At 71.0% G+C, this 20480-nt stretch carries 22 protein-coding genes; 11 read left to right on the forward strand and 11 right to left on the reverse strand.

The features are described from left to right. The first annotated feature begins 59 nt into the window (after positions 1 to 59). Both KZ829_RS11165 and KZ829_RS11170 read left to right on the forward strand, forming a co-directional pair. Positions 60 to 827, forward strand: a complete 768-nt coding sequence (locus KZ829_RS11165; protein ID WP_220143778.1) for an alpha/beta fold hydrolase — start codon at positions 60 to 62, stop codon at positions 825 to 827. 852 nt (positions 828 to 1679) lie between these two features. Next, entirely contained in the window at positions 1680 to 2387 is a 708-nt protein-coding gene (locus KZ829_RS11170; protein WP_220143779.1) for a GntR family transcriptional regulator, read from the forward strand. Between the two features lie 7 nt (positions 2388 to 2394). On the opposite strand, the gene KZ829_RS11175 is transcribed toward KZ829_RS11170, so the two are convergent. The 5 genes from KZ829_RS11175 to KZ829_RS11195 form a co-directional block, all read right to left on the reverse strand. Further along, entirely contained in the window at positions 2395 to 3360 is a 966-nt protein-coding gene (locus tag KZ829_RS11175; RefSeq protein WP_220143780.1) for a VOC family protein, read from the reverse strand. Further along, the gene (locus tag KZ829_RS11180) at positions 3353 to 4405 is read right to left on the reverse strand and encodes a 4-oxalomesaconate tautomerase (protein ID WP_220143781.1); all 1053 of its coding nucleotides are present in this window, start codon (positions 4403 to 4405) and stop codon (positions 3353 to 3355) included. The genes KZ829_RS11175 and KZ829_RS11180 overlap by 8 nt, the downstream gene beginning before the upstream one ends. A 64-nt stretch (positions 4406 to 4469) precedes the next feature. Then, positions 4470 to 5156: a 4-carboxy-4-hydroxy-2-oxoadipate aldolase/oxaloacetate decarboxylase gene (locus tag KZ829_RS11185; RefSeq protein WP_220143782.1), complete on the reverse strand. Its 687-nt coding sequence runs from the start codon at positions 5154 to 5156 to the stop codon at positions 4470 to 4472. Continuing rightward, complete coding sequence (locus tag KZ829_RS11190; RefSeq protein ID WP_220143783.1) at positions 5156 to 5881, reverse strand: PIG-L deacetylase family protein; 726 nt, start codon at positions 5879 to 5881, stop codon at positions 5156 to 5158. The genes KZ829_RS11185 and KZ829_RS11190 overlap by 1 nt, the downstream gene beginning before the upstream one ends. Positions 5882 to 6034: 153 nt before the next feature. After that, complete coding sequence (locus KZ829_RS11195) at positions 6035 to 6175, reverse strand: hypothetical protein (protein ID WP_220143784.1); 141 nt, start codon at positions 6173 to 6175, stop codon at positions 6035 to 6037. Positions 6176 to 6315: 140 nt separating this feature from the next. Between KZ829_RS11195 and KZ829_RS11200 the strand changes: the two genes are divergently transcribed. Continuing rightward, entirely contained in the window at positions 6316 to 7095 is a 780-nt protein-coding gene (locus KZ829_RS11200) for a DUF1932 domain-containing protein (protein WP_220143785.1), read from the forward strand. A 317-nt stretch (positions 7096 to 7412) separates the two neighbouring features. Here KZ829_RS11200 and KZ829_RS11205 read toward each other — a convergent pair whose 3' ends face one another. Genes KZ829_RS11205 through KZ829_RS11215 form a run of 3 tightly spaced genes read right to left on the reverse strand, consistent with a single transcriptional unit; the run spans position 7413 to position 9783 of the window. Continuing rightward, on the reverse strand, positions 7413 to 8468 hold the full coding sequence (locus tag KZ829_RS11205; RefSeq protein WP_220143786.1) for an amidoligase family protein: 1056 nt from the start codon (positions 8466 to 8468) through the stop codon (positions 7413 to 7415). Continuing rightward, the gene (locus KZ829_RS11210) at positions 8465 to 9268 is read right to left on the reverse strand and encodes a hypothetical protein (protein WP_220143787.1); all 804 of its coding nucleotides are present in this window, start codon (positions 9266 to 9268) and stop codon (positions 8465 to 8467) included. The genes KZ829_RS11205 and KZ829_RS11210 overlap by 4 nt, the downstream gene beginning before the upstream one ends. Then, positions 9265 to 9783: a SigE family RNA polymerase sigma factor gene (locus KZ829_RS11215; protein WP_183219719.1), complete on the reverse strand. Its 519-nt coding sequence runs from the start codon at positions 9781 to 9783 to the stop codon at positions 9265 to 9267. The genes KZ829_RS11210 and KZ829_RS11215 overlap by 4 nt, the downstream gene beginning before the upstream one ends. A gap of 102 nt (positions 9784 to 9885) precedes the next feature. Here KZ829_RS11215 and KZ829_RS11220 point away from each other — a divergent pair, with 102 nt between their 5' ends. The 4 genes from KZ829_RS11220 (at position 9886) to KZ829_RS11235 (ending at position 12571) form a co-directional block, all read left to right on the forward strand. Continuing rightward, a complete protein-coding gene (locus KZ829_RS11220) occupies positions 9886 to 10212 on the forward strand; it encodes a PadR family transcriptional regulator (RefSeq protein ID WP_220143788.1) in 327 nt (108 codons plus the stop codon). A 73-nt stretch (positions 10213 to 10285) separates the two neighbouring features. Beyond that, complete coding sequence (locus KZ829_RS11225; RefSeq protein ID WP_220143789.1) at positions 10286 to 11104, forward strand: ABC transporter ATP-binding protein; 819 nt, start codon at positions 10286 to 10288, stop codon at positions 11102 to 11104. After that, positions 11101 to 11790, forward strand: a complete 690-nt coding sequence (locus tag KZ829_RS11230; protein ID WP_220143790.1) for a hypothetical protein — start codon at positions 11101 to 11103, stop codon at positions 11788 to 11790. Before KZ829_RS11225 ends, KZ829_RS11230 begins: the two co-directional genes overlap by 4 nt. 94 nt (positions 11791 to 11884) lie before the next feature. Then, a complete protein-coding gene (locus KZ829_RS11235; protein ID WP_246635444.1) occupies positions 11885 to 12571 on the forward strand; it encodes a PilZ domain-containing protein in 687 nt (228 codons plus the stop codon). Positions 12572 to 12583: 12 nt separating this feature from the next. Here the strand turns inward: KZ829_RS11235 and KZ829_RS11240 are convergent, their stop codons facing one another. Both KZ829_RS11240 and KZ829_RS11245 read right to left on the reverse strand, forming a co-directional pair. Next, positions 12584 to 12979 (reverse strand): sporulation protein, encoded by a 396-nt coding sequence (locus KZ829_RS11240; RefSeq protein WP_220143791.1) that lies wholly within the window; start codon positions 12977 to 12979, stop codon positions 12584 to 12586. 69 nt (positions 12980 to 13048) lie between these two features. Next, the gene (locus tag KZ829_RS11245) at positions 13049 to 14110 is read right to left on the reverse strand and encodes a LacI family DNA-binding transcriptional regulator (RefSeq protein ID WP_229806926.1); all 1062 of its coding nucleotides are present in this window, start codon (positions 14108 to 14110) and stop codon (positions 13049 to 13051) included. A gap of 99 nt (positions 14111 to 14209) precedes the next feature. Between KZ829_RS11245 and KZ829_RS11250 the strand changes: the two genes are divergently transcribed. The 4 genes from KZ829_RS11250 (at position 14210) to KZ829_RS11265 (ending at position 19430) form a co-directional block, all read left to right on the forward strand. Next, the gene (locus KZ829_RS11250) at positions 14210 to 15079 is read left to right on the forward strand and encodes a carbohydrate ABC transporter permease (protein ID WP_220143792.1); all 870 of its coding nucleotides are present in this window, start codon (positions 14210 to 14212) and stop codon (positions 15077 to 15079) included. Continuing rightward, positions 15076 to 15993: a carbohydrate ABC transporter permease gene (locus tag KZ829_RS11255; RefSeq protein WP_220143793.1), complete on the forward strand. Its 918-nt coding sequence runs from the start codon at positions 15076 to 15078 to the stop codon at positions 15991 to 15993. The genes KZ829_RS11250 and KZ829_RS11255 overlap by 4 nt, the downstream gene beginning before the upstream one ends. A 108-nt stretch (positions 15994 to 16101) precedes the next feature. Further along, positions 16102 to 17442 carry an ABC transporter substrate-binding protein gene (locus KZ829_RS11260; protein ID WP_220143794.1) on the forward strand — a complete coding sequence of 447 codons (1341 nt, stop codon included), beginning with the start codon at positions 16102 to 16104 and terminating at the stop codon, positions 17440 to 17442. Further along, complete coding sequence (locus tag KZ829_RS11265) at positions 17439 to 19430, forward strand: beta-galactosidase (protein ID WP_220143795.1); 1992 nt, start codon at positions 17439 to 17441, stop codon at positions 19428 to 19430. The genes KZ829_RS11260 and KZ829_RS11265 overlap by 4 nt, the downstream gene beginning before the upstream one ends. Before the next feature lie 58 nt (positions 19431 to 19488). Here the strand turns inward: KZ829_RS11265 and KZ829_RS11270 are convergent, their stop codons facing one another. Next, a complete protein-coding gene (locus KZ829_RS11270) occupies positions 19489 to 20406 on the reverse strand; it encodes an AbfB domain-containing protein (protein WP_220143796.1) in 918 nt (305 codons plus the stop codon). Positions 20407 to 20480 lie beyond the last annotated feature (74 nt).

A 20480-nucleotide genomic window follows, 5' to 3' on the forward strand; every position in this document is an offset into this window, starting at 1 on the left:
GCTCATCCGGTGCGGTGCATACGCTGTCGTCCGCTCGCATCACGAAGAGGGGACCCGCCATGCCGACCTTCCAGGCCACCGATGGTGTGGAGATCTACTACCAGCGATGGGAGGCCGAGCCGGCCCTGCCACCCGTGCTGCTGCACCACGGATTCATCGCGAACGGCCTCACCAACTGGGTGCTGCCCGGGGTGGTCGACGCCCTCACCGCCGCCGGCCGGGACGTCGTGGCCATCGACGCCCGCGGGCACGGCCGCTCCGGCAAGCCGCACGACCCGTCGTTCTACGGCGAGTCCCGGATGGCCGCCGACGTCGCCACCCTGCTCGACCTGCTCGGCATCGAGACCGTCGACGTGGCCGGCTACTCGATGGGCGCCGTCGTCTCGCTCCTGCTGACCACCCGCGACACCCGGGTCCGCCGCCTGGTCGTCGGGGGCGTCGGCTCGGCGGTGGTCGAGCTGGGCGGCGTCGACACGCGGATCATCCCGGCCGGTGACTTCCGCGAGGCGTTCGAGGCCGCGGACCCGAAGACCATCACCTCGCCGGCCGCCGCCGGCTTCCGCGCTTTCGTCGACGCGGTGGGCGGCGACCGCGTCGCCCTGGCCGCGCAGGCCGCCGCCCTGCACGCCGCGCCCATCCCGCTGGACGCCATCACCGTGCCCACGCTGGTCCTGGCCGGCCGCGACGACGCCCTGGCCACCCGCCCGGAACTCCTGGCGAAGGCCATCCCCGGCGCCCGCCTCACCGTCATCGACGGCGACCACCTGGGCGCCGTCCGCGTCCCCGCCTTCACGAGCGAGCTGCTCACTTTCCTCAACACCCCCTGACCCGCACTTCCTCCCTCCCCTCCCACCTCCATCCCACCCGCGATCTTGGATGTTTGCCCACCGCATCCGGTGGTGCTTCGTCCAAGGTCCGGCAGGGTGAGTGCGTCCTGCTTGCTCCGTGCCTGCGGCCCGCGATCTTGGACGATCGGCCACCGGAGCGGGTGGGAAACCGTACAAGATCGCGACGGGGTGGGCCGTAGGTGGTGCGGCCGTGGGGTGAATGTGGGTCAGCGGGTGGGGGATGGGGTGGGACGGGGCGCGGAGCAGCTTGCCGTTTGAGGACTGGCACGTGGTCTGGTAGCCGTGGGTGTGGAGGCCTGCGCCGAGCCAGTCGTAGTTGACCGCCGGTCGTCGGCGACCGGGGCGCACGCCGCCGCCTGGGTGCAGTTGATCCGCGCGGTGCCGCACAGCCCGCCGTACCCGGTCTGGAGGTACCGCTGCGTTCATCCGTTCACCGGCAGGCGCATGACGATGGTGTCCGCCGGGGCGATGACGCCCTCGACGGCGCAGTACGGGGCCGGGGTGCCGGCGCTGTCACCGTGGCGGAGCGGATGGTGACGCCGGCCAGGTCCGGGCCGGTGACGTCGGAGCAGTCGATGACCGGCTGGACGGGGCGGAGCGAAGCGGAGGCGGTGGCCGACAAGTCTCGACACGAGTTCTTAACAAGATGGCGAGCAATATCGTCAACAATCCACGATCGAGTGTGCTCCCGGCGTACCGGGAAGGGGTTTGATCTTGAAAAAGGGGAAGCCCGGCTTCGAGGGCAGCGAAGATCTTGACCGGCGGTGATCGGGAGAGCGCGGTATCGTACCGGCACTGAACAGGCTGTCGGCACGGGACGACGGGATCCACATGTCTGCGGAGAAGAACCTCACCGGCGTACGCCGGTCACGGCCACGTGGCACGGCTGACGGGAAGGACAAGGCGACCGCGCGCGACGAACTGCGCACCGCGATCCTGGCCGGGGAGTACATGCCCGGCGAACGCCTGGTGGAGGCGCAGCTGATCGAGCGGTTCGGGGTGAGCCGGTTCAACATCCGGCTGGCCCTGCAGGACCTCTCCGGTGAGGGCCTGGTCGAGATCCAGCGCAACCGCGGCGCCCACGTCCGCAAGATCTCCCTGGCCGAGACGATCGAGATCACCCAGGTCCGAATGGTGCTGGAGGGTTTGGTGGCGGCACAGGCCGCGGACCGCGTCACCGAGGCCGAGGCCAGCGAGCTCGACGAGATCGGCCTGCTCATGCGCCGCGCCGTGGAGGCCGGCGAGTTCCGCCGCTACAGCGACCTCAACCAGCGCCTGCACGGCCTGATCCGCAAGATCGGCAACCATGCCACCGCGGACCGGCTGATCGGCACGCTGCGCGCCCAGCTGGCCCGGCACCAGTTCATGCTGTCACTGCTGCCGGGCCGGCCGGCCGTCTCCCTGCCGCAGCACGAGCGCGTCATCACGGCGATCCGCGACCGCGACCCGGCGGCCGCCGAGACGGCCATGCGCGAGCACATCGCGAGCGTGGTGGAGGTGCTCCGGTCGCTGGAGGACACCCCGGCGGCCCACGGCTAGGCCGTCACTACGCCCACTCGGCCTCGGCCACCGGCGGCGTGCCGTGGGTGTGGAAGGACTCGATCGTCTTCAAGCCCCAGGCCTGGCCCTTGGCGCGTTCCGCCTCGGTCCACGTGACCACCTCGTGGTCCGGGGCGAGCAGCAGCCGGGCGCCCGCGTTGCACAACTCGATGCGGTTGCCGCCGGGCTCCCAGACGTACAGGAAGAAGGTCTGCTGGATGGCGTGCTTGTGCGGCCCGGTCTCGATGTGCACGCCGGCCTCCAGGAACACGTCCGCGGCACGCAGGATGTCCTCCCGGGTATCGGTCGCGAACGCCACGTGGTGCAGGCGGCCCCGCGAGCCGGTCCAGTCCCGGGTGTACACGACGTCGTAGGACTTGTCGCTGAACGTGTACCAGACCGCCGCCTGCGTGCCGTCGTTCAGCACGATCTGCTCGCTGGCCCGGCCGGTCAGCGCGGTCGCCACGAAGTCCGCGTTCGGCGGCACGTCCCGCGCCAGGAAGTTGACGTGGTCCAGCCGCCGCACGTTCGAGCCGCGGCCCGGGAACCTCGCGGCCTGGTTCTTCAGCGACGGGCGGGTGGCGTCCGAGGCCACGTACCGCCGGGTCTCGTAGTAGAGACCGAACGGGTGCCCGTCCGGGTCGGTGAAGTGGAAGACCGGCCCGTAACCCGGCTCGTCCTTGCTCCACCCCGCACCGAGTCCCAGGGACGAGATGTCGTGAACCCGCCGCTCCAGCGCCTCCGGGCTGCGGGCCCGCAGCCAGGTGCGGCCGATGCCGGAGGTGCCCGAGCCGGTCACCTTCACGGTGAAGCTCTCGTAGTCGTCCCAGGCGTGCAGGTACGCGCTGTTCCCGCGCCGCTCGACGACCTCCATCGCCATGGTGTCGGTGAAGAACCGGACCGTGTCGTCGAGGACCGGGGTCAGCAGCTCCACCGCGGAGACGTGGGCGATGTCGCGGATCTTCTCAGCCATGGATGACGGCCCCTTCCGTGTTGCGACGGGGATGGACCCGCCCCTCCATGAGCAGGCGGGCGGTGCTGACGATCGCGGAACGGCCGGTGCCCGGATCGATGACGACGTCGGAGAAACCGGTCGGATGCTCCAGCCGGACGATGCCGCCGGCCTCGGTGTGCGACACGCTGCCGGGCATCGCCACGGCGGTGCCCACGGTGACGGCGGCGAGCACGCCGATCGAGGCATGGACGCGATGCGGGATGAACATGCGCGTGCTCAGCGTGCCACCCTCGGTCGGCGGCGAGATCAGGCACATCTTCGGTACGGTCGTCGCGCTCACGTCACCGAGACCCATCAGCTTGCCGGCGAGCAGGCGCAGCTCCTCGACCCGGCGGCGCAGACGACCGTCCGCCTCCAGCTCGGCCGGAGTCTCCTCGCCGGTGACACCCAGTGACGCGGCGGCCATCAGGACCACCGGCATGCCGTTGTCGATCAGGGTGGCCGGGACACCGTCCAGCTCGTCGACGATCCGGCCGGTGGGCAGCAGCCCCGGGGCGACCGAGCCGGCCGTGTCCCGGAACTCCACCTCGATGCGGGCCGCCGTGCCGGGCACGCCGCTGAGCGCGGTGTCCCCGGCGTACTCGACCCGCCCGCCGGGAGTGGGGACCGAGACCACGGCCAGGGCGCCGGTGTTGACCATGCGGACGCGTACCGGGGTGACGTCGCCGGAGGCCGCCACCAGGCCGCGCTCGACGGCGAACGGGCCGACCCCGGCCAGGATGTTGCCGCACGGCTGCTCCGCGCTGACCCGCGGCTGATCCACCTGCACCTGGAGGAACAGGTAGTCGACGTCGGCCTCCGGATCGCCCGAGGCGCCGACCACTGCGACCTTGCTGGTCAGCGGGTGGCCGCCGCCGATGCCGTCGATCTGCCGCGGATCCGGGGAGCCCATCACCGACAGCAGCAGGGCGTCCCGCTCGCTCTCGTCCGCGGGCAGATCCTCCCGGAGGAAGTACGCCCCCTTGGACGTGCCGCCACGCATGATCACGACCGGGATGCTCATTGCTGTTCCCCCACTCGGGAGTCAAAGGCGCAGTCCCGACGAGCCATGAGCGACCGCAGGGAGCTCATGGCTCGTCCACGTAGACGACGCCGAGCTCCGCCAGCAGCGGCCGCAGGTTGTACATGTCCAGGCCCAGCTCACCCGCGGCGAGCCGCGCCCGCTTGGCGTCCTCGTTCGCGGTACGCGCCCGCGCCGCCGCCAGGACCGCGGCCGCCCGCTCGTGCGGGATCACCACGACACCGTCGTCGTCGGCGACGATCGCGTCACCGGGACCGACGACCTGGCCGCCCACCACGATCGGCACGTTCACCGACCCCGGGCCGGCCTTCACCGTGCCCTGGGTGCTGACCGCCCGCGACCACACCGGGAAACCCATCTGGCGCAGCTCGGCCACGTCGCGCACCCCGGCGTCCAGGACCACGCCGATCGCGCCCCGGGCCCGCAGCGAGGTGGCCAGCAGGTCGCCCAGCATCCCGTCGGTCGACGGCGAGGTGGTCGTGACGACCACGACGTCACCGGGCCGCACCTGCTCCACGGCCGCGTGGATCATCAGGTTGTCGCCGGGATGGCAGGAGACGGTCACCGCGCTGCCGGCGATCCGGGCGCCGGCCTGGATCGGCCGCAGATCGGGGGAGACCGCGCCGCGCCGGCCGTCCGCCTCGTGCGCCGTGGACGCGCCGGCCTCCGCGAGGCCCTTCAGAACCTCTTCGGAAACCCTTTTCCCGGTACGGACGACGACGTGCCGGGCCATCAGGACAACTCCCGGGTGACCTGCGGGTAGAGCCGCATGTAGGCCTCGGCGCAGGTGTCGTTCGGCAGTCCCAGGTTCGGCCCGGAGTTGCGTGACGCCTGGAGTCCGCGCCGGCTGCCCAGCTCGGTGTAGTAGGTGTGCAGGTGCTTCTGCGCGGCCAGGATCCGCATGGCCGCGCGCTTGGTCTCCCACACCGCGGTGATGTCGAGCAGCACGTTCGGGATGAAACCGCACTGCTCCGGCTGGTGCGGCTCGAAGCTGAACACCGGCGGCGCCCCGATGACCTCGCCCGGCCCCTCGACGCCCGGCGCCTGCGCCAGGATCCGGGCCTTGAGCGCGATGGCGTGCGCGAACGCGTGGTCGCCGTTGTACGGGTCGGCCGCCGCGTGGGTCAGCACGACCGACGGCTGCACCTCCCGGTACAGGTCGATCAGCCCCTGGAGCAGCCGCGGCGTCTCGACGAGGGGGTAGTCGTCGGCGTCGAAGAACCGGATCTCCGCGCCCAGCACCTTCGCGGCCTGCTCGGCCTCGGCCCGGCGGTGGTCCTTGACCTGCTGCAACGTGTAACCCTTGCGCCAGAGCGAGGCCGACTCGCCGCGTTCGCCGAAGCTCATGCAGCCGATCACCACACGCTGACCGCGGGACGCCGCCAGGGCGATCGCCCCGCCCGCACGCCAGACGAAATCGCCGGGGTGGGCGGTGAGTACCAGGGTCGAATCGGTCATCGCGTCTCCCAATCCGATTAGCAACAACATTGTCAACAATCCGCGCGGCGGAGATGCCCTGAAGGCGCGGCTGCCAGACCCGAGCCTAGGCCAGCGATCCCGGCGAAACAATTGTTGACAATCCTGTCGCCGCCTTGGAACACTCCCCTTCAATCAGTTCCGCCGGTCTTTGAGGAGGCGCGTGTGCCCCCAACCCCGGCCGCCGAGACCGGCGCCCAGCGGCGCCACCGTGACCTGGAACAGCACCTGCACGAACTGATCCGCCGGATCGCCGCCCACCACCGACACGGTCACCGAGACCCTGCGCGGCCGGCTCCTGCGGCACCGGTTCATTCTGTCCCTGCTACCCACCCGCCCCGAGGCTTCCCGGGCCCATCCGCGACGAAGACTGTTGACGCCGCCCAGCCGGCCGTGAAGTGTCTGGAGGTCCATCCATGACGGAAACCGTCATCGCCGTCCTCGGTCTGGGTGAGGCAGGTGGTCTCATCGCGGCCGACCTGGTCGCCGCGGGCGCCACCGTCCAGGGCTACGACCCGAAGGTTCCGCCCCCGGCCGGGGTGCGGGCCGCCGGCAGCGACGCCGAGGCGTGCGCCGGGGCGTCGATCGTGCTCAGCGTCAACAGCGCCGCCGACGCGGCGGACGCCCTGCGCGACTCATTGCCGTCGCTGGCCCCCGGCGCCATCTGGGCCGATCTCAACACCGCGACACCCGGCCTCAAGGAGACGCTCGCGGCGCTCGGCGGCCAGACGGTACGGGTGGTCGACGTCGCCCTGATGTCCCCGGTACCCGGCCGCGGACTGCGCACTCAGATGACCGCCAGCGGCCCGGCCGCCGCCGAGTTCGCCACCGTGCTCGGTGGATACGGCGCCACGGTGACCGTGCTGGACGGTCCGGTCGGTGCGGCCGCCACCCGCAAACTGCTGCGCAGCGTCTTCTACAAGGGCATGGCCGCCGCTGTCACCGAGGCGCTGACCGCCGCCCGGGCCGCGGGTCTGGAGGAGTGGCTGCGCGGCAACATCCGCGACGAGCTGATCCGCAGCAACGCCGACACCCTGGACCGCCTGGTCGACGGCTCCGTCAAACACGCCGTACGCCGTCGCGAGGAGATGGCCGCCGCCACCGAACTGCTCGAGGACCTGGGCGTGCCGCCCCGCATCGCCCCCGCCGCCCGCGACGTCCTCGCCGACCTGGCCGAACACCGGCAACCCACCTGATCGTCCACTGACAGCGCCGCGGCGCCCCCGAATCCCGCAGGGCACCTCCCGGTGTCCACCACCGTCCGCGACTCTCGACATGTCGCGCCCTCGACCACCCGGCAGGGCAGGCCCGCCTGCCCCGCCCTGCCGGGCCGACCTTGTCCGGCTGGCTTCAGGAGCTGTCTCAGGCCCGTTGAAACAGCTCCTGAAGCCGGCCGGGTCACCCGGTCAAGCCCGGCGGTCGCGGCACGGTCTGTATCACGCACGGGCCTCGCGGTGCGCCACGGGACGTGCCGAATGCGTCTGGGGCGTCTCGGCCCGTACCGGAGAAGGGGTTATTGATCTTGAACTAGGGTTGCGGCGGCCATCTCCAGGAGCGCGTCGGGGGTCGCCGGGCCCGAGGGGATCGGGGCCGGATCGAGGCAGCGATCGAGCAGGAGCTCGACCAGGGCGGCGCGGTGCACGATCTCGTCCGCGTCGATGGCGCCGGGGAGGATCCGGATCTCCACGGTGTCGCGCAGGGGAGGGGTGTCCGTCAGCACCTGCGTCAGGTTCACATCATAAAATTTCGTGATCTGCCCTGTTTGGGCTGCCTGGCGTAGCTCGGTGATGGTCGGGGTCCCGGCAACAGCGTCCACCAGCGGCGCGGGCAGCGGGGCCAGACGACGGCAGGCCGGATTGGTGGCCAGCAGCGTCCGCAACGGCTCCCGCCAGTGGGCGAACAACCTGATCAGATTGGCCAGGGCGGGCGCCTCCCGGAACGGGCCGCCATCGACGTGCAGGTGCACGGCCGCCTCGTGCGGGACCGTGAAACCGAGCCCCCGGGCGACCCCGAGCAGGAACGACAGCTCCGCGTGATGGCCCGCCGACAGCGGTGGGGTGATGATCTCGCAGGGGCGTTCCCGTTCGCCGCCGGCGGGGGAGGCCAGGGCGATCGTGGCGCCGGCCGCGTCGTTGAGGCGGTAGATGTCGCCGTGCCGTTCGACCGTGGTGCCCCACAGTTCGGCCGCCGGCTCCAGCACCCGGGGCAGGGTGGTCCCCGGATCGCAGCGGGCGGAGAGCAGGCGCAGCAGCCGGGTGTCGTCGGTCAGCACCCGGAACCAGCCGGGGATGGCGGGCGCCCGGGGGTCGAGCCCGCGCGTCAGGGTGATGTCGTCGACCAGCGTGCACAGGGGCGTTCCGTCCGGCCGGCGCACCTCGAAACCCTGGGTGAGGTGCAGGAACCGTCCCAGGCCGGGAACCAGGGACGGCTCGCTGTCGTGGTGCCACACCGGCCGGACGCTGCCTCCGCAGCGTCCGGCCAGATCCAGCGCGAGAGTGCGCCGGCTGACCCCGGGTGGGGCCATCAGCTCGATCTCGAAGCCGATGCGCCGGCGCAGCTCCGGGATCACGGCTTGATCGGGAGGGTCTCGCCGGCCTCCAGGCGACGGCCCGCCTCGACCTTCACGGCGTACGTGTCGTTGCTGTCCATCTTCCACAGCTTGGCCAGTTTCGCGGCGTCCTCACCGTCGTAACCGGCCTCCCAGAAGATCGTGGCGAGCTTCGACTTGCGCGCTTCCTCGAGCTGCTTCGGGTCCGGCTTGATCGGCAGGGTCTCGCCGGCCAGCAGTCGCTTGCCGCCCTCGATCTTGGCCTGGTACGGGTCGTCGAGCTTCCACAGCTTGGCGAGCTTGACGGCGTCGTCCCAGTCGTAGCCCCCGTTGAAGAACGCCTCCGAGTTGCGACCGTCCTCGGTCTGCCCCGGAACGCCCTCGGTGTTCGGCTTCGGCTGGACCGGCAGGGTCTCCCCGGCCAGCAGTTTCCGCCCGGCGAGCAGCTTGATGTCGCCCGCCTGGGTGTCGGTCATGTTCCAGAGCTTGGCCAGCTCCAGAGCGTTGGTGTAACCGAACCCGGCCTCGAAGTAGGCGTCGAAGGCCTGGTCGTCGGTGTACGACGGCGTGGCGCTCGGTGCGGCGACCTCGATGACGGGGCCGGACGGCGCCGCCTCGCCGGGCAGGAACCCCGGCATCTGGGTGATCCCCGCGATCAGGCCGGCGCTGAGCGCCACCCCGCCCGCGGCCTGCGCCGAGCGGCGGCGCCACTTGTGCTTGCGGGCCAGTTCTTCGACGCGGGCGTAGACCGCGGCGGGATCCGGCGTCTGGTTCTCGTGGGTGATGAAGGCTTCCCGCAGCCGGTCTCCGTGCTCGGTCACGACCTCTCCTCGGCAGGTACTCGCAAGTCCGACTCCTTGTCGAGCCGGAGGGTTCTCAGTGCCCTCGACGCGTGGCTGCGCACCGTGGCGGCCGTGCATCCGAGCAGGTCGGCGATCGCGTCGTCGTCCAGCTGCTCGTAGTAGCGCAGCACCAGCACGGCCCGTTGCTTGCGGCCCAGCGCGGCGAGCCGGTGCCACAGCGCGTCGGCCTCGACCACGCCGTCCGCGTGGTCGCGCACACCGCCGCGCGCGTCGTCCAGCTCGATCAGGCGCTCGCCGGCCGCGTGCACGTGCCGGACCGCCCAGCTGCGCCGCCAGGACAGGTACTCGTTGAGCACCATGCGCCGGACATACGCCTCCGGGGAGTCGGCGTCGCTGATGCGCCGCCATCGGGTCTGGGCCCGCGCCAGCACCTCCTGAACGACGTCCTGCGCCAGGTCACGGTCGCCGGTGAGGACGACCGCGTAGCGCAGGAGGCTGGGCAGGCGGGCCAACGCGAACTGCTCGAAGGTCACAACTCAATCGACGCACCCCGGGGCCGATCTGTGCAGTCGAACGCCGAACTATTTTTCCGGGCCGGGTAGATAGGCGGTCTGCTAAGCAGTTAGCCTTCCTACATGACCCCCCGGCCGTGGCTGCACGGTTTCCTCGATCTCTGCCTGCTCGCCATGCTGCGTGACCAGCCCGATTACGGGTATGGGCTGGCTCAGCGGCTGGCCGCGGCAGGCGTCGCCGACATCCCCGGCGGCACCCTCTACCCGGCGCTGCTGCGCCTGGAACAGCAGGGGCTGGCCTCGCCGAGCTGGGCGCCGTCCGGCTCCGGGCCGCGCCGGAAGTACTACGCGATCACCCCGGCCGGGCTCGGCACGCTCAACGCTCAGGCAGAGGAGTGGCGCGGCTTCCGTGACGGCGTCGACTCCCTGATCGGGGAGCGGGTCCGATGAGCGAGCTTGCGAGCGAATCATCGGGCTCAGCACAGGTCTCGTGGCGCCACCGGAGCGCGGCGGAGGTGGCGGCATGAGCGATTGGCCGAATCGGTTCGAGGCGGAGCTGGTCCGGCTCGGCGTGCAGCCGGAGCGGGCCCGGCAACTGGGTGCGGAGACCGCCGCCCAGGCCGGGGAGCACGCCGCCGACCCGGACCGGTTCTTCGGCCCGGCACACCTGTACGCCCGTCATCTCGTCACCGAGCTCCAGGCGCCGACCGCGGCGGTCCCCGCGCTGCCCGGGCCGGTGATGCTGCGGCTGACCGGGGTGAGCAAGCGGTACCGCAGGCGCGAGGTCTTCTCCGGCGTCGACCTCACCGTTCGCGGCGGCGAGGTGGCCGCGATCGTCGGCGCCAACGGCTGCGGCAAGTCCACCCTGCTGCGCATCTGCGCCGGGCTGACCCGCCCCACCGGCGGCGACGTCCGGCGGACCCGCCGGGTGGGTTTCGTCCCGCAGGACGGCGGCACCGCGGGCTGGCTCACCGCCGAGGAGCATTTCACCCTCTTCGGGGCCGCCGCCGGCATGGCGCCACGCAAGGCCCGATCCACCGGTACGCATCTCGCGTCCCGTCTGGCCTGGCGTCCCGGCCGTCACCAGCCGGTGCAGGAGCTGTCCGGCGGCACCCGGCAGAAGCTGAACCTGGTCCTCGGCGAGCTGCACGGCCCGGACCTGCTGCTGCTCGACGAGCCGTACCAGGGGTTCGACCAGGGGTCGTACCTGGATTTCTGGCGTCAGGTGCGGGAGTGGCGCGACGCCGGCCGGGCCGTGATCGTGGTCACCCACCTGCTGCACGAGCTGGAGAACGTCGATCACGTGCTGGACCTGGGCGCACACGGCGGAGGAGACCGATGACCGCGCTGACGGTGGCCGGGCTGTCGGCCCGCGAGGTGGGCCGGCGGCGCACCGCGCTGCTGCTGGTGATCTCCCTGCCGCTCTGGTTCTACCTGGTCCGGCGGGACCTGACCGGCCAGTCCACCCGCATGCTCACCCTCGGTATCGCCTGGGCCGTCTCCACCCTCACCCTCTTCGTGGTGAACTCGGCCCGCGGCGTCGACCCCCGCCTGCGTCTCTCCGGCGCCTCGGTGGCCGGCATCATCGGCGGCCGCCTGATCGCGATGAGCGGCTTCGGCCTGCTGCTGGCCGGCGGATACCTGGTCCTGGTCGGCATCGATCAGGACATCGACCGGTTCTGGGCGATCGCCCTGATGATGGGGACCACCGCCCTGATCGCGGCGCCGTTCGGCAGCCTGGTCGGCGCGCTGCTGCCCCGCGAGTTGGAGGGCGCCCTGGCCCTGCTCTCGGTCTGTGCCGTGCAGATGCTCGCCGACCCGGCCGGCACGATCGCGAAGTTCATGCCGTTCTGGTCGGCCCGGGAGATCGGCACCTATGCGGTCGACGGCGGCGGCACCGACCTGCTGTGGCGTGGTCTCGCTCACGCCGCGGTGGTCTGGCTGCTCTGTACCGGCCTCACCCTGGCGGTGTTCGCGCGCCGTCTCCGGCTGGCCCGCTACCCCGAACCCGCACTGGAACGAACATGATCGGACCAGGATGGTCACATTCGGGTGCGGCCCGCCGATGGAAAGGCGTCCGAACTGCCGGTAACGGCGTCTTTCGTGAGGTAGCAGGTAGCAGATGAGTAACGGTGTGGCCGATTCGATGTCCGTTCCCGCGATGGAGGGCGCGCCGCCGATCGAGTTGCCGGAGATCGGCAGCACGGTCTTCATCGCCATGGGTGAGGGCCTGAATCTGCGGGCGAAACTCCAGGCGATCGACGATGGCGCGCTCCTGCTCAGCGCACCGCTGGAGACCACCGGCCTGACCGTGTTCGCGCCGGGCCGCGAGATCGAGATCTTCTGGGCCCCGCCCCGGACCCGGGTCGTGCTGCCCTGCCGCCTGACCCAGATCTCCGACTCGCCACCGGGGTGGACGCTCGTGCCGTCCGGCAGCGCCCGCCACGACAACCGGCGCGAATTCGTCCGGGGCGGGGCGGGCGCGGTGGTCCAGCTGGACACCGAGGTCAACGGCCAGCCGGCCGAGGGCGCGCTGCTCGACATCAGCGAGGGCGGCCTGCGCTGCTGGATCGATCAGCCGACCACCCTGTCCCAGGGGGACCGGGTGGAGGCCGCGGTGTGGCTGGGCGACGCCGAGGTCCGGCTGAGCGGCGTCGTCCACACGATCCGCCAGGCGCCGCACGGCGATCCGGGCGAGCACCTGATCCTCCGGTTCGGCGCCGAGGAGGACGTGGCCAGGATGATCCGGCAGTACATCCTCGCCTGGGAGATCGGTGAGCGCCGCCTGGCCGGGGACTTCGCCTCCTGAGGGCCGCCGCCGTCAGCGGCGGCGGCGGCGGTGGCGCAGGACCGACCGCGCGACCAACAGGGCCACGACAGCGATCAGCTGACCGCCGATGACGATCTTGTTGACGTCGACGGCGGGCCGCCAGTGGGCGTCGCCGTCGCGGATGACGTAGACGCCGGCCGGGCGGGCGGTGTAGCCGAACCCGCCGCCGGAGCCCTCCCCCTGCGGGGTGCCGCCGTCCCCGGGGTCGTCGCCCGGGGACGTCCCGCCGCCCTCGCCTCCGCCTCCGCCCCCGCTGACGACGGCGACCGGGACGACGGTGACGCCGTCACGCTCGATCGGCGGGCCGAAGACCCGGCCGGCCGTGGCCGTCTCGGCGCCGGCGCGGGCCCGCTCCAGGATCTCGGCGGCACTGAGTCTCGATGGCATGCGCTTCTCCTCCGCGTCGAAGTTCTCCCCTGAAGGATCCACTCGGCCGACGGTGCGCGCAGTCCCTGATCAGACTTCGGGAGCGGCGGTGCTGGCCCGGATCACCAGGCGGGTGGCGACCAGGTCGGTGCCCGGCCCGGTCGGCTCGTCGTGGATCTGGCGCAGCAGGGCGTCCACGCAGCGCCGCCCCACCTCGGCGAAGTCCTGGTGCACGGTGGTCAGCGGGGGCAGGTAGGAACCGGCGTCGGCGATGTCGTCGAACCCGACCACGCTGACCTCCTCCGGCACCCGGCGGCCGCGCTCGTGCAGGGCCCGGAGCACGCCGAGCGCCATCTGGTCGTTGGCCGCGAAGATCGCGGTGCAGGACGGGTCGCCGGCCAGCCGCAGCCCGGCCCGGTAACCGGAGTCGGCGGACCAGTCGCCGCGCTCGAGCGCGGGCACCGGACGGCCGGCCTCCTCGAGGACCTGGCGCCAGGCCGAGGCGCGGCGCTCGGCGGAGAACGACCCGGCCGGCCCGGCGAGGTGCCAGACGGTGCGGTGTCCCAGGTCGAGCAGATGCCGGACGGCCTGCCGGGCGCCGTCGGCCTGGTCGGTGTCGACGACCGGATAGCGGTCGCCGGCGTCCGAGTCGACGACCACCACGTGGGCGCCCGGCGGAAGGGTCACCGCGGCCGCGTCGAGAAGGTGTACCTCGATGATGAGAATGACGCCGTCGACCGCGAGCTCGCCCATTCTTGTGAACGCTCCCAGGACGTTGTCCTGGGTGGGCGCGCCGACCGGGATGAGCGTTATCGCGTACCCCTCGGCGGCGGCGTGGGTGGCGATCGCCTCCACCGTCCGGCTGTTGCCGATGGAGGACAGCCCGAACAGGATCACCCCGATCGTGTTGAACCGCCCGTAGCGCAGGGAGCGGGCCGCGCTGTTGGGCCGGTAACCGAGCTCGCTCATCGCGGCGAGCACCTGCTCACGGGTGGTTTCCACGACGCCGGGCGAGCCGTTGGCCACGCGCGAGACGGTCTGTGAGGAGACCCCGGCGAGGCGGGCCACGTCGGCCATGGACACGCGCTGTTTGCGCCGGCCGCCGGGGACGTCCGAGGAGGCGCGCAGCCGGGGTGGTTCGATCTTGATCACTCCTTGACCGTGATTTGTGGCCCGTGCCACTATACGGCAGTCATGTTTACGTAAACATGACGCTGATGTTTACGTAAACATCCTCGGGAGGGGGCAGGTTTGACCCGGCGTTCATGGATCGGGTGGCAGTTCACCGCTCCGTTCCTCGCGCTCTTCACGCTGGTCTTCCTGGCGCCGATCGCGTACTCGGCGTACCTCAGCGTGTTTCGTACCCGCCTGGTCGGCGGCACCACCTTCGTCGGCCTGGAGAACTACACCAAGGCGCTCAGCGACCCGCAGTTCTGGGAGGCGATCACCCGGGTCGCGCTCTTCCTGCTGATCCAGGTGCCGATCATGCTCGGGCTGGCCCTGCTGGTGGCGCTCGCCATCGACAGCGGGCGGCTCTACGGCGCCGGGTTCTTCCGGGTCGCGATCTTCCTGCCGTACGCGGTGCCGTCGGTCGTCGCCACCCTGATGGCCGGCTTCCTCTACGGCATCCGGTTCGGCCTGGTCGGCAGCATCAACGAGGCGCTCGGCCTGAACCTGCCCGACCCGCTGGCGCCGGGCTGGATCCTCGCCACCATCGGCAACATCGTGACCTGGGAATACGTCGGCTACAACATGCTCATCCTCTACTCCGGCCTGAAGGTGATCGACGCCTCGCTCTACGAGGCGGCCGCGATCGACGGGGCCGGCGAGCTCCGGATCATCCGGTCGATCAAGCTGCCGGCGCTGCGCGGGCCGCTGGTCGTCGCCACGATCTTCTCGATCGTCGGCAGCTTCCAGCTCTTCAACGAGCCGCAGGTGCTCGACAGCCTGGCGCCGAACTCGATCACCACCTACTTCACCCCGAACATCTACGCCTACCAGTTGTCGTTCGCCGGGCAGCAGATCAACTACTCGGCCACCATCGCGCTGCTGATGGGTGTGGCGACGATGGTCGTGGCCTACCTCTTCCAGCTTCGCGCCATGCGGGGGGAGGCCCGATGAGCGCCACGCCCACCGTCCGGGCGGCGGCGCGCCGTCCGGGCCGCCCCCCGCTGAAACCCGCGGCCCGCAAGCCGCGTAGGCGCAGCGCCGTTCTCACCGTGGTCACCGGCGTGATGCTGGTGTACGCGATCCTGCCGCTGGCGTGGCTGTTCATCAGCGCCACGAAGACCCAGGAGGACCTGCTCGGCACGTTCGGTCTCTGGTTCGGCGGGGAGTTCGCCCTCTTCGACAACATCGCCGACACGTTCACCTATCAGGACGGCATGTTCGGCCGCTGGATGCTCAACACGGTGATCTACGTGGTGGTCGGCGCGGGGGGAGCGACCCTGCTGGCCGCGCTCGCCGGGTACGGCCTGGCCAAGTTCGACTTCCGCGGCCGCCGCGCGGTGTTCGCCGTGGTGCTCGGCGGCATCGCGGTCCCGCCGACCGCCCTGGCCGTACCGACGTTCCTGCTGTTCGCCAAGATGGGGCTCACCGACACCCCGTGGGCGGTGATCATCCCGTCGCTGGTGTCGCCGTTCGGCCTCTACCTGATGTGGACCTACTCCACGGAGGCGGTGCCGAACGAGATCCTGGAGTCGGCCCGGTGCGACGGGGCCGGCGAGTTCCGGATCTTCTTCAAGCTCGCGCTGCCGCTGCTGGCGCCCGGTCTCGTCACCGTGCTGCTGTTCAACCTGGTGGCGGCCTGGAACAACTTCTTCATGCCGCTGATCATGCTGAAGAACGCCGACCTCTACCCGCTCACGCTGGGTCTCTACTCCTGGAACAGGCAGGCCATCACGGTCGGCGGCGACGTCGTCTTCGACCTCGTGATCACCGGCTCCCTGCTCACCATCATCCCCCTCACCGTGGCCTTCCTGATGCTCCAGCGCTACTGGCAGTCGGGTCTGGCCGCGGGGAGCGTCAAGCAATGAGGCTTGTTCGCGACCTACCTGTACCGACCCGTCCGCGTGAGGTGCGACGGACGTCTCCACCGTCGCGAACAAGCCTCATTTAGATCCCCCAACACCGAAGGGATTCATATGTCGATCACCCGACGGCGGGCGCTTCTCGGCGCCGCCCTGTCGATAACCCTCATGGCCACCGGCTGCTCCGGTTCGGACGACGCCGACGACGGCGCCGCGGCCCCGACCACGGTCACCGAGGCGGACATCGCGGCCGCCCTGGAGGCGGGCGGCAACCTGACCGTCTGGGCGTGGGACACCACGATCACCAAGGTCGCCGCCGACTTCCAGACCAAATACCCCAAGGTCAAGATCAACCTCACCAACGCCGGTACGGGCAACGACCAGTACACCGCCCTGCAGAACGCGATCACGGCCGGCACCGGGATCCCCGACGTGGCGCAGATCGAGTACTACGCGCTGCCGCAGTTCGCGCTGGCCAAGTCGGTGGCGGACCTGAACGTGTACGGGGCCGCGTCGCTGGACGGCACGTTCACCCCTGGCACCTGGAACGCGGTGCACGCCGGCGACAAGATCTACGGCTTCCCGATCGACTCCGGCCCGATGGCGCTCTTCTACAACAAGGAGGTCTTCGACAAGCACGGCATCGCCGTCCCGGCGACCTGGGAGGAGTACGCGGCCGCCGCCGACAAGCTGCACAAGGCCGATCCGAAGGCGTACATCACCAGCGACAGCGGCGACGCCGGGTTCACCACCAGCCTGATCTGGCAGGCGGGCGGCAAGCCGTACACGGTCAGCGGCACCGAGGTCGGCGTCAACTTCGCCGACCCGGGCAGCACGAAGTTCGCCACCCAGTGGCAGAAGCTGATCGACGGCAAGCTGCTCTCGCCGGTCGTCGGCTGGACCGACGAGTGGTACAAGGGCCTCGGCGACGGCACCATCGCCACCCTGGTCACCGGCGCCTGGATGCCCAGCAACCTGGAGAAGGGCGCGGCGGCCGCCAACGGCAAGTGGCGGGTCGCCCCGATGCCGCAGTGGGAGGCCGGCGGCAAGGCCACCGCGGAGAACGGCGGCAGCTCCCTGGCCATCCCGGAGAAGAGCGCCAACAAGACCCTCGCGTACGCGTTCCTGAAGTACGCGGCCGTCGACGAGGGCGCGCAGACCCGCATCGACGACGGCGCCTTCCCGGCGACCACCAAGCACCTCGCCGCGCCGGAGTTCAAGAACAAGGAGTTCCCGTACTTCGGTGGCCAGAAGGTCAACGAGGTGCTCGCCGAGTCCGCCGGGCAGGTCGTCACCGGATGGTCCTACCTGCCCTTCCAGGTCTACGCCAACAGCATCTACGGCGACACGGTGGGCAAGGCCTACCTCGGGCAGGGAACGCTCACGGACGGGCTGAAGTCCTGGCAGGACGCTTCGGTCAAGTACGGCCAGGAACAGGGTTTCACGGTTAAATGACACAGAGCAACGAGACGACCCGGCGCTGGCTTCGCCGCGCCGGGTCGGCGCGTCTGGAATTCGGCGCCGACTACAACCCCGACCAGTGGCCCCGCGAGGTCTGGGACGACGACGTACGCGCGATGCGCGAGGCCGGCGTCACCATCGTCAGCCTCGCCATCTTCTCCTGGGCACGGCTGGAGCCCCGCGACGGCGAGTACGACTTCGCGTGGCTGGACGAGGTGATGGACCTGCTGCACGCCGGGGGCATCACCGTCGACCTGGCCACCGCCACCGCCTCGCCGCCGCCCTGGCTGACCCGGAAGCACCCGGAGATCCTGCCGGTCACCCGAACCGGGGAGATCCTCTGGCCGGGGGCCCGCCAGCACTGGCGGCCCACCTCGCCGGTCTTCCGGGAGCACGCCCTGCGCCTGGTGAGCGAGCTGGCCACCCGGTACGCCGACCACCCGGCGCTGGTCGCCTGGCACGTCAACAACGAGCTGGGCTGCCACAACGTGTACGACTACTCGGACGACGCGGCGCGCGCCCTCCGGGTCTGGCTGCGCGAGCGCTACGGCACCATCGAAGCGCTCAACCACGCCTGGGGCACCGCCTTCTGGTCCCAGCGGTACGACGACTTCGAGGAGATCCTGCCGCCCCGCCTGGCCGCCTCGCACCCGAACCCGACCCAGCAGCTCGACTTCAAGCGGTTCTCCTCGGACGCCCTCAAGGACCACCTGCGGGCCGAGCGCGACCTGCTCCGGCGGATCACCCCGGAGGTGCCGGTCACCACGAACTTCATGGTGATGGGCGGGATGAAGCCGATGAACTACGCCGACTGGGCCGCCGAGGTCGACTTCGTCTCCAACGACCATTACGTGCTGCCCGGCCCGCAGGCCCGCGACGAGCTGTCCTTCTCGGCCAACCTGACCGGCAACATCGCCGGCGGCGAGCCGTGGTTCCTGATGGAGCACTCCACCAGCGCGGTCAACTGGCAGCCGGTCAACGTGGCGAAGAAGCCGGGCGAACTGGCCCGCGACTCGCTGACCCATGTGGCACACGGCGCCGACGCGGTCTGCTTCTTCCAGTGGCGGCAGTCGCGGGCCGGCGCGGAGAAGTACCACTCGGCGATGCTGCCGCACGCCGGGACCGACAGCGACCTCTTCCGGAGTGTGGTCCGGCTGGGGGAGCGGCTGCGTGAGCTGGCGCCCATCGCCGGCTCACGCCGCCGCCGCGCCTCGGTCGGCATCGTCTTCGACTGGGAGTCGTGGTGGACGGCCGAGCAGGACTCCCACCCGACCGACCGGCTGCGGTACCGGCAGGAGTCGCTGGACTGGTACACCGCGCTGCTGGACGCCGGGATCCGCGCCGACGTGGTGCCGGCCGGTGGGCCGCTGGAGGAGTACCGGCTGCTCATCGCCCCGGTCCTGCACGTGGTCCCGGCCGGCCTCGCGGCCCGGCTGGAGGCCTGGGTCGCCGCGGGCGGGCACCTGGTCACCACGTACTTCTCCGGGATCGTGGACGAGAACGACCACGTCTGGCTGGGCGGCTACCCGGGTGCGCTGCGTGATCTGCTCGGCATCCGGATCGAGGAGTTCGGGCCGCTGCTCGACGGCGGGAGCGTGACGCTGGACGACGGCGCCACCGGCACACTGTGGACCGACCGGATCGACGTGGCCGGCCCGGACGTCGAGGTGCTGGCCCGCTACACGACCGGCGAGCAGGCGGACCGGGCGGCGGTCACCCGGCGGCGGGTGGGTGCCGGCTCCGCGGCGTACGTCTCCACGCGCCTCGGCCCGGACGGGCTCGCCGGGCTGTTGCCGCGGCTGCTCGGCCCCGCCGGGGTGACCGGCGAGCTGCCGGCCGAGCTGGGCGGGCGGGTGGAGCTGGCGATCCGCGGCGACCACTGGTTCCTGATCAACCGCACCGACCAGCCGGTGGACCTGCGCGCCCTCCCCGGCGCCCCCGAGGTGCTGGAGGCGCGGGGAGTCGCGGTCTTCACGAACTGATGACGAGCGAGGGAAGAGCCTGACCGCTCCCCGGCCGGATGGGCCGGCCGGGGAGCGGTCAGAGCGCGGCCCGCGGCACGAACGCGGTGGCCCGCTCCGCGGAGGTCTCCACGATCCGCAACCACTGGTCGCCGGAGACGACATAGTGCCTCGGATAATTGTTGGAACGCAACACGAGCGCGGCACCTGAACGAATCGTCAGTGGACAGAAAGTGGCGTCCTGACGGAAAAGCTCACTGCCGTCGATCCGGTCCAGCCGGATTTCGTAGTTCCGGTGCCGCAAATAATATCCGGGAAAGTTTACAGATTCGAACGAGACGCAGCCGCTGTTCGCGAGTCCGCTACGGATCCGGAAGTTGGCGTCGTCCCGTTCGCGGTCGCCGATCCGGTCCAGGCGGCCCCGGTAATCGCGGTGCCGGACCCGCAGCGCGGTCTCGTCGGCCGCCGCCAGCCCGGCTGTGGAGCCTACGGAGAGTGACACCGGCGCGGGTTTCGTGGCGGTGGCCGTGCGGGTCGGCCTCTTGGTCGCGGTACGTGTCGACACCGACGTGGTGGCCGGCGCCGTGGTGTGCCGGCCGGTCGGTGTCGCGGAGAGTGAACTCGCTGGTGGGGACGGTTCGACACTGACCGGCGCGTCGGACGTGCCGGGATCCGGCGGCCACGCGGGCCAGGTCTGCGGCGCCGCGGCCGGGAAGGTGAACTCGGCGGCCACCGGTTCGGGACCGCGGGCGGCGTCCAGGGCGACGGCGACCGCGGCGGTGGCCGCGCAGGCGAGGCAGAGGGCGGCGACCAGGACGAGGCGTGGGCGCGCCGTCACGGAGCCGCGGAGTCGGGGGAAATGGTCACGGGGGCGGGTCCCGCCGGGTAGCGGGGGTTGGACGGTCGGCCGGATCGGCCCGGTGGATGCCCCGCCGGGTGAATAGGGCGGAATCCAGCCGCCGACCCGCAGTCCGTCGCGGGTGTCGTCTTCCGGCATCAATTCGCTTCCTGGAGAACGCTCACAAAGGTACTTAATGATCCGTTAAGGATCTACACGGTCTATGTGTCGTG

It is taken from the genome of Actinoplanes hulinensis (genome assembly GCF_019429605.1).
In the GTDB taxonomy this organism is placed as follows: Bacteria; Actinomycetota; Actinomycetes; order Mycobacteriales; family Micromonosporaceae; genus Actinoplanes; species Actinoplanes campanulatus.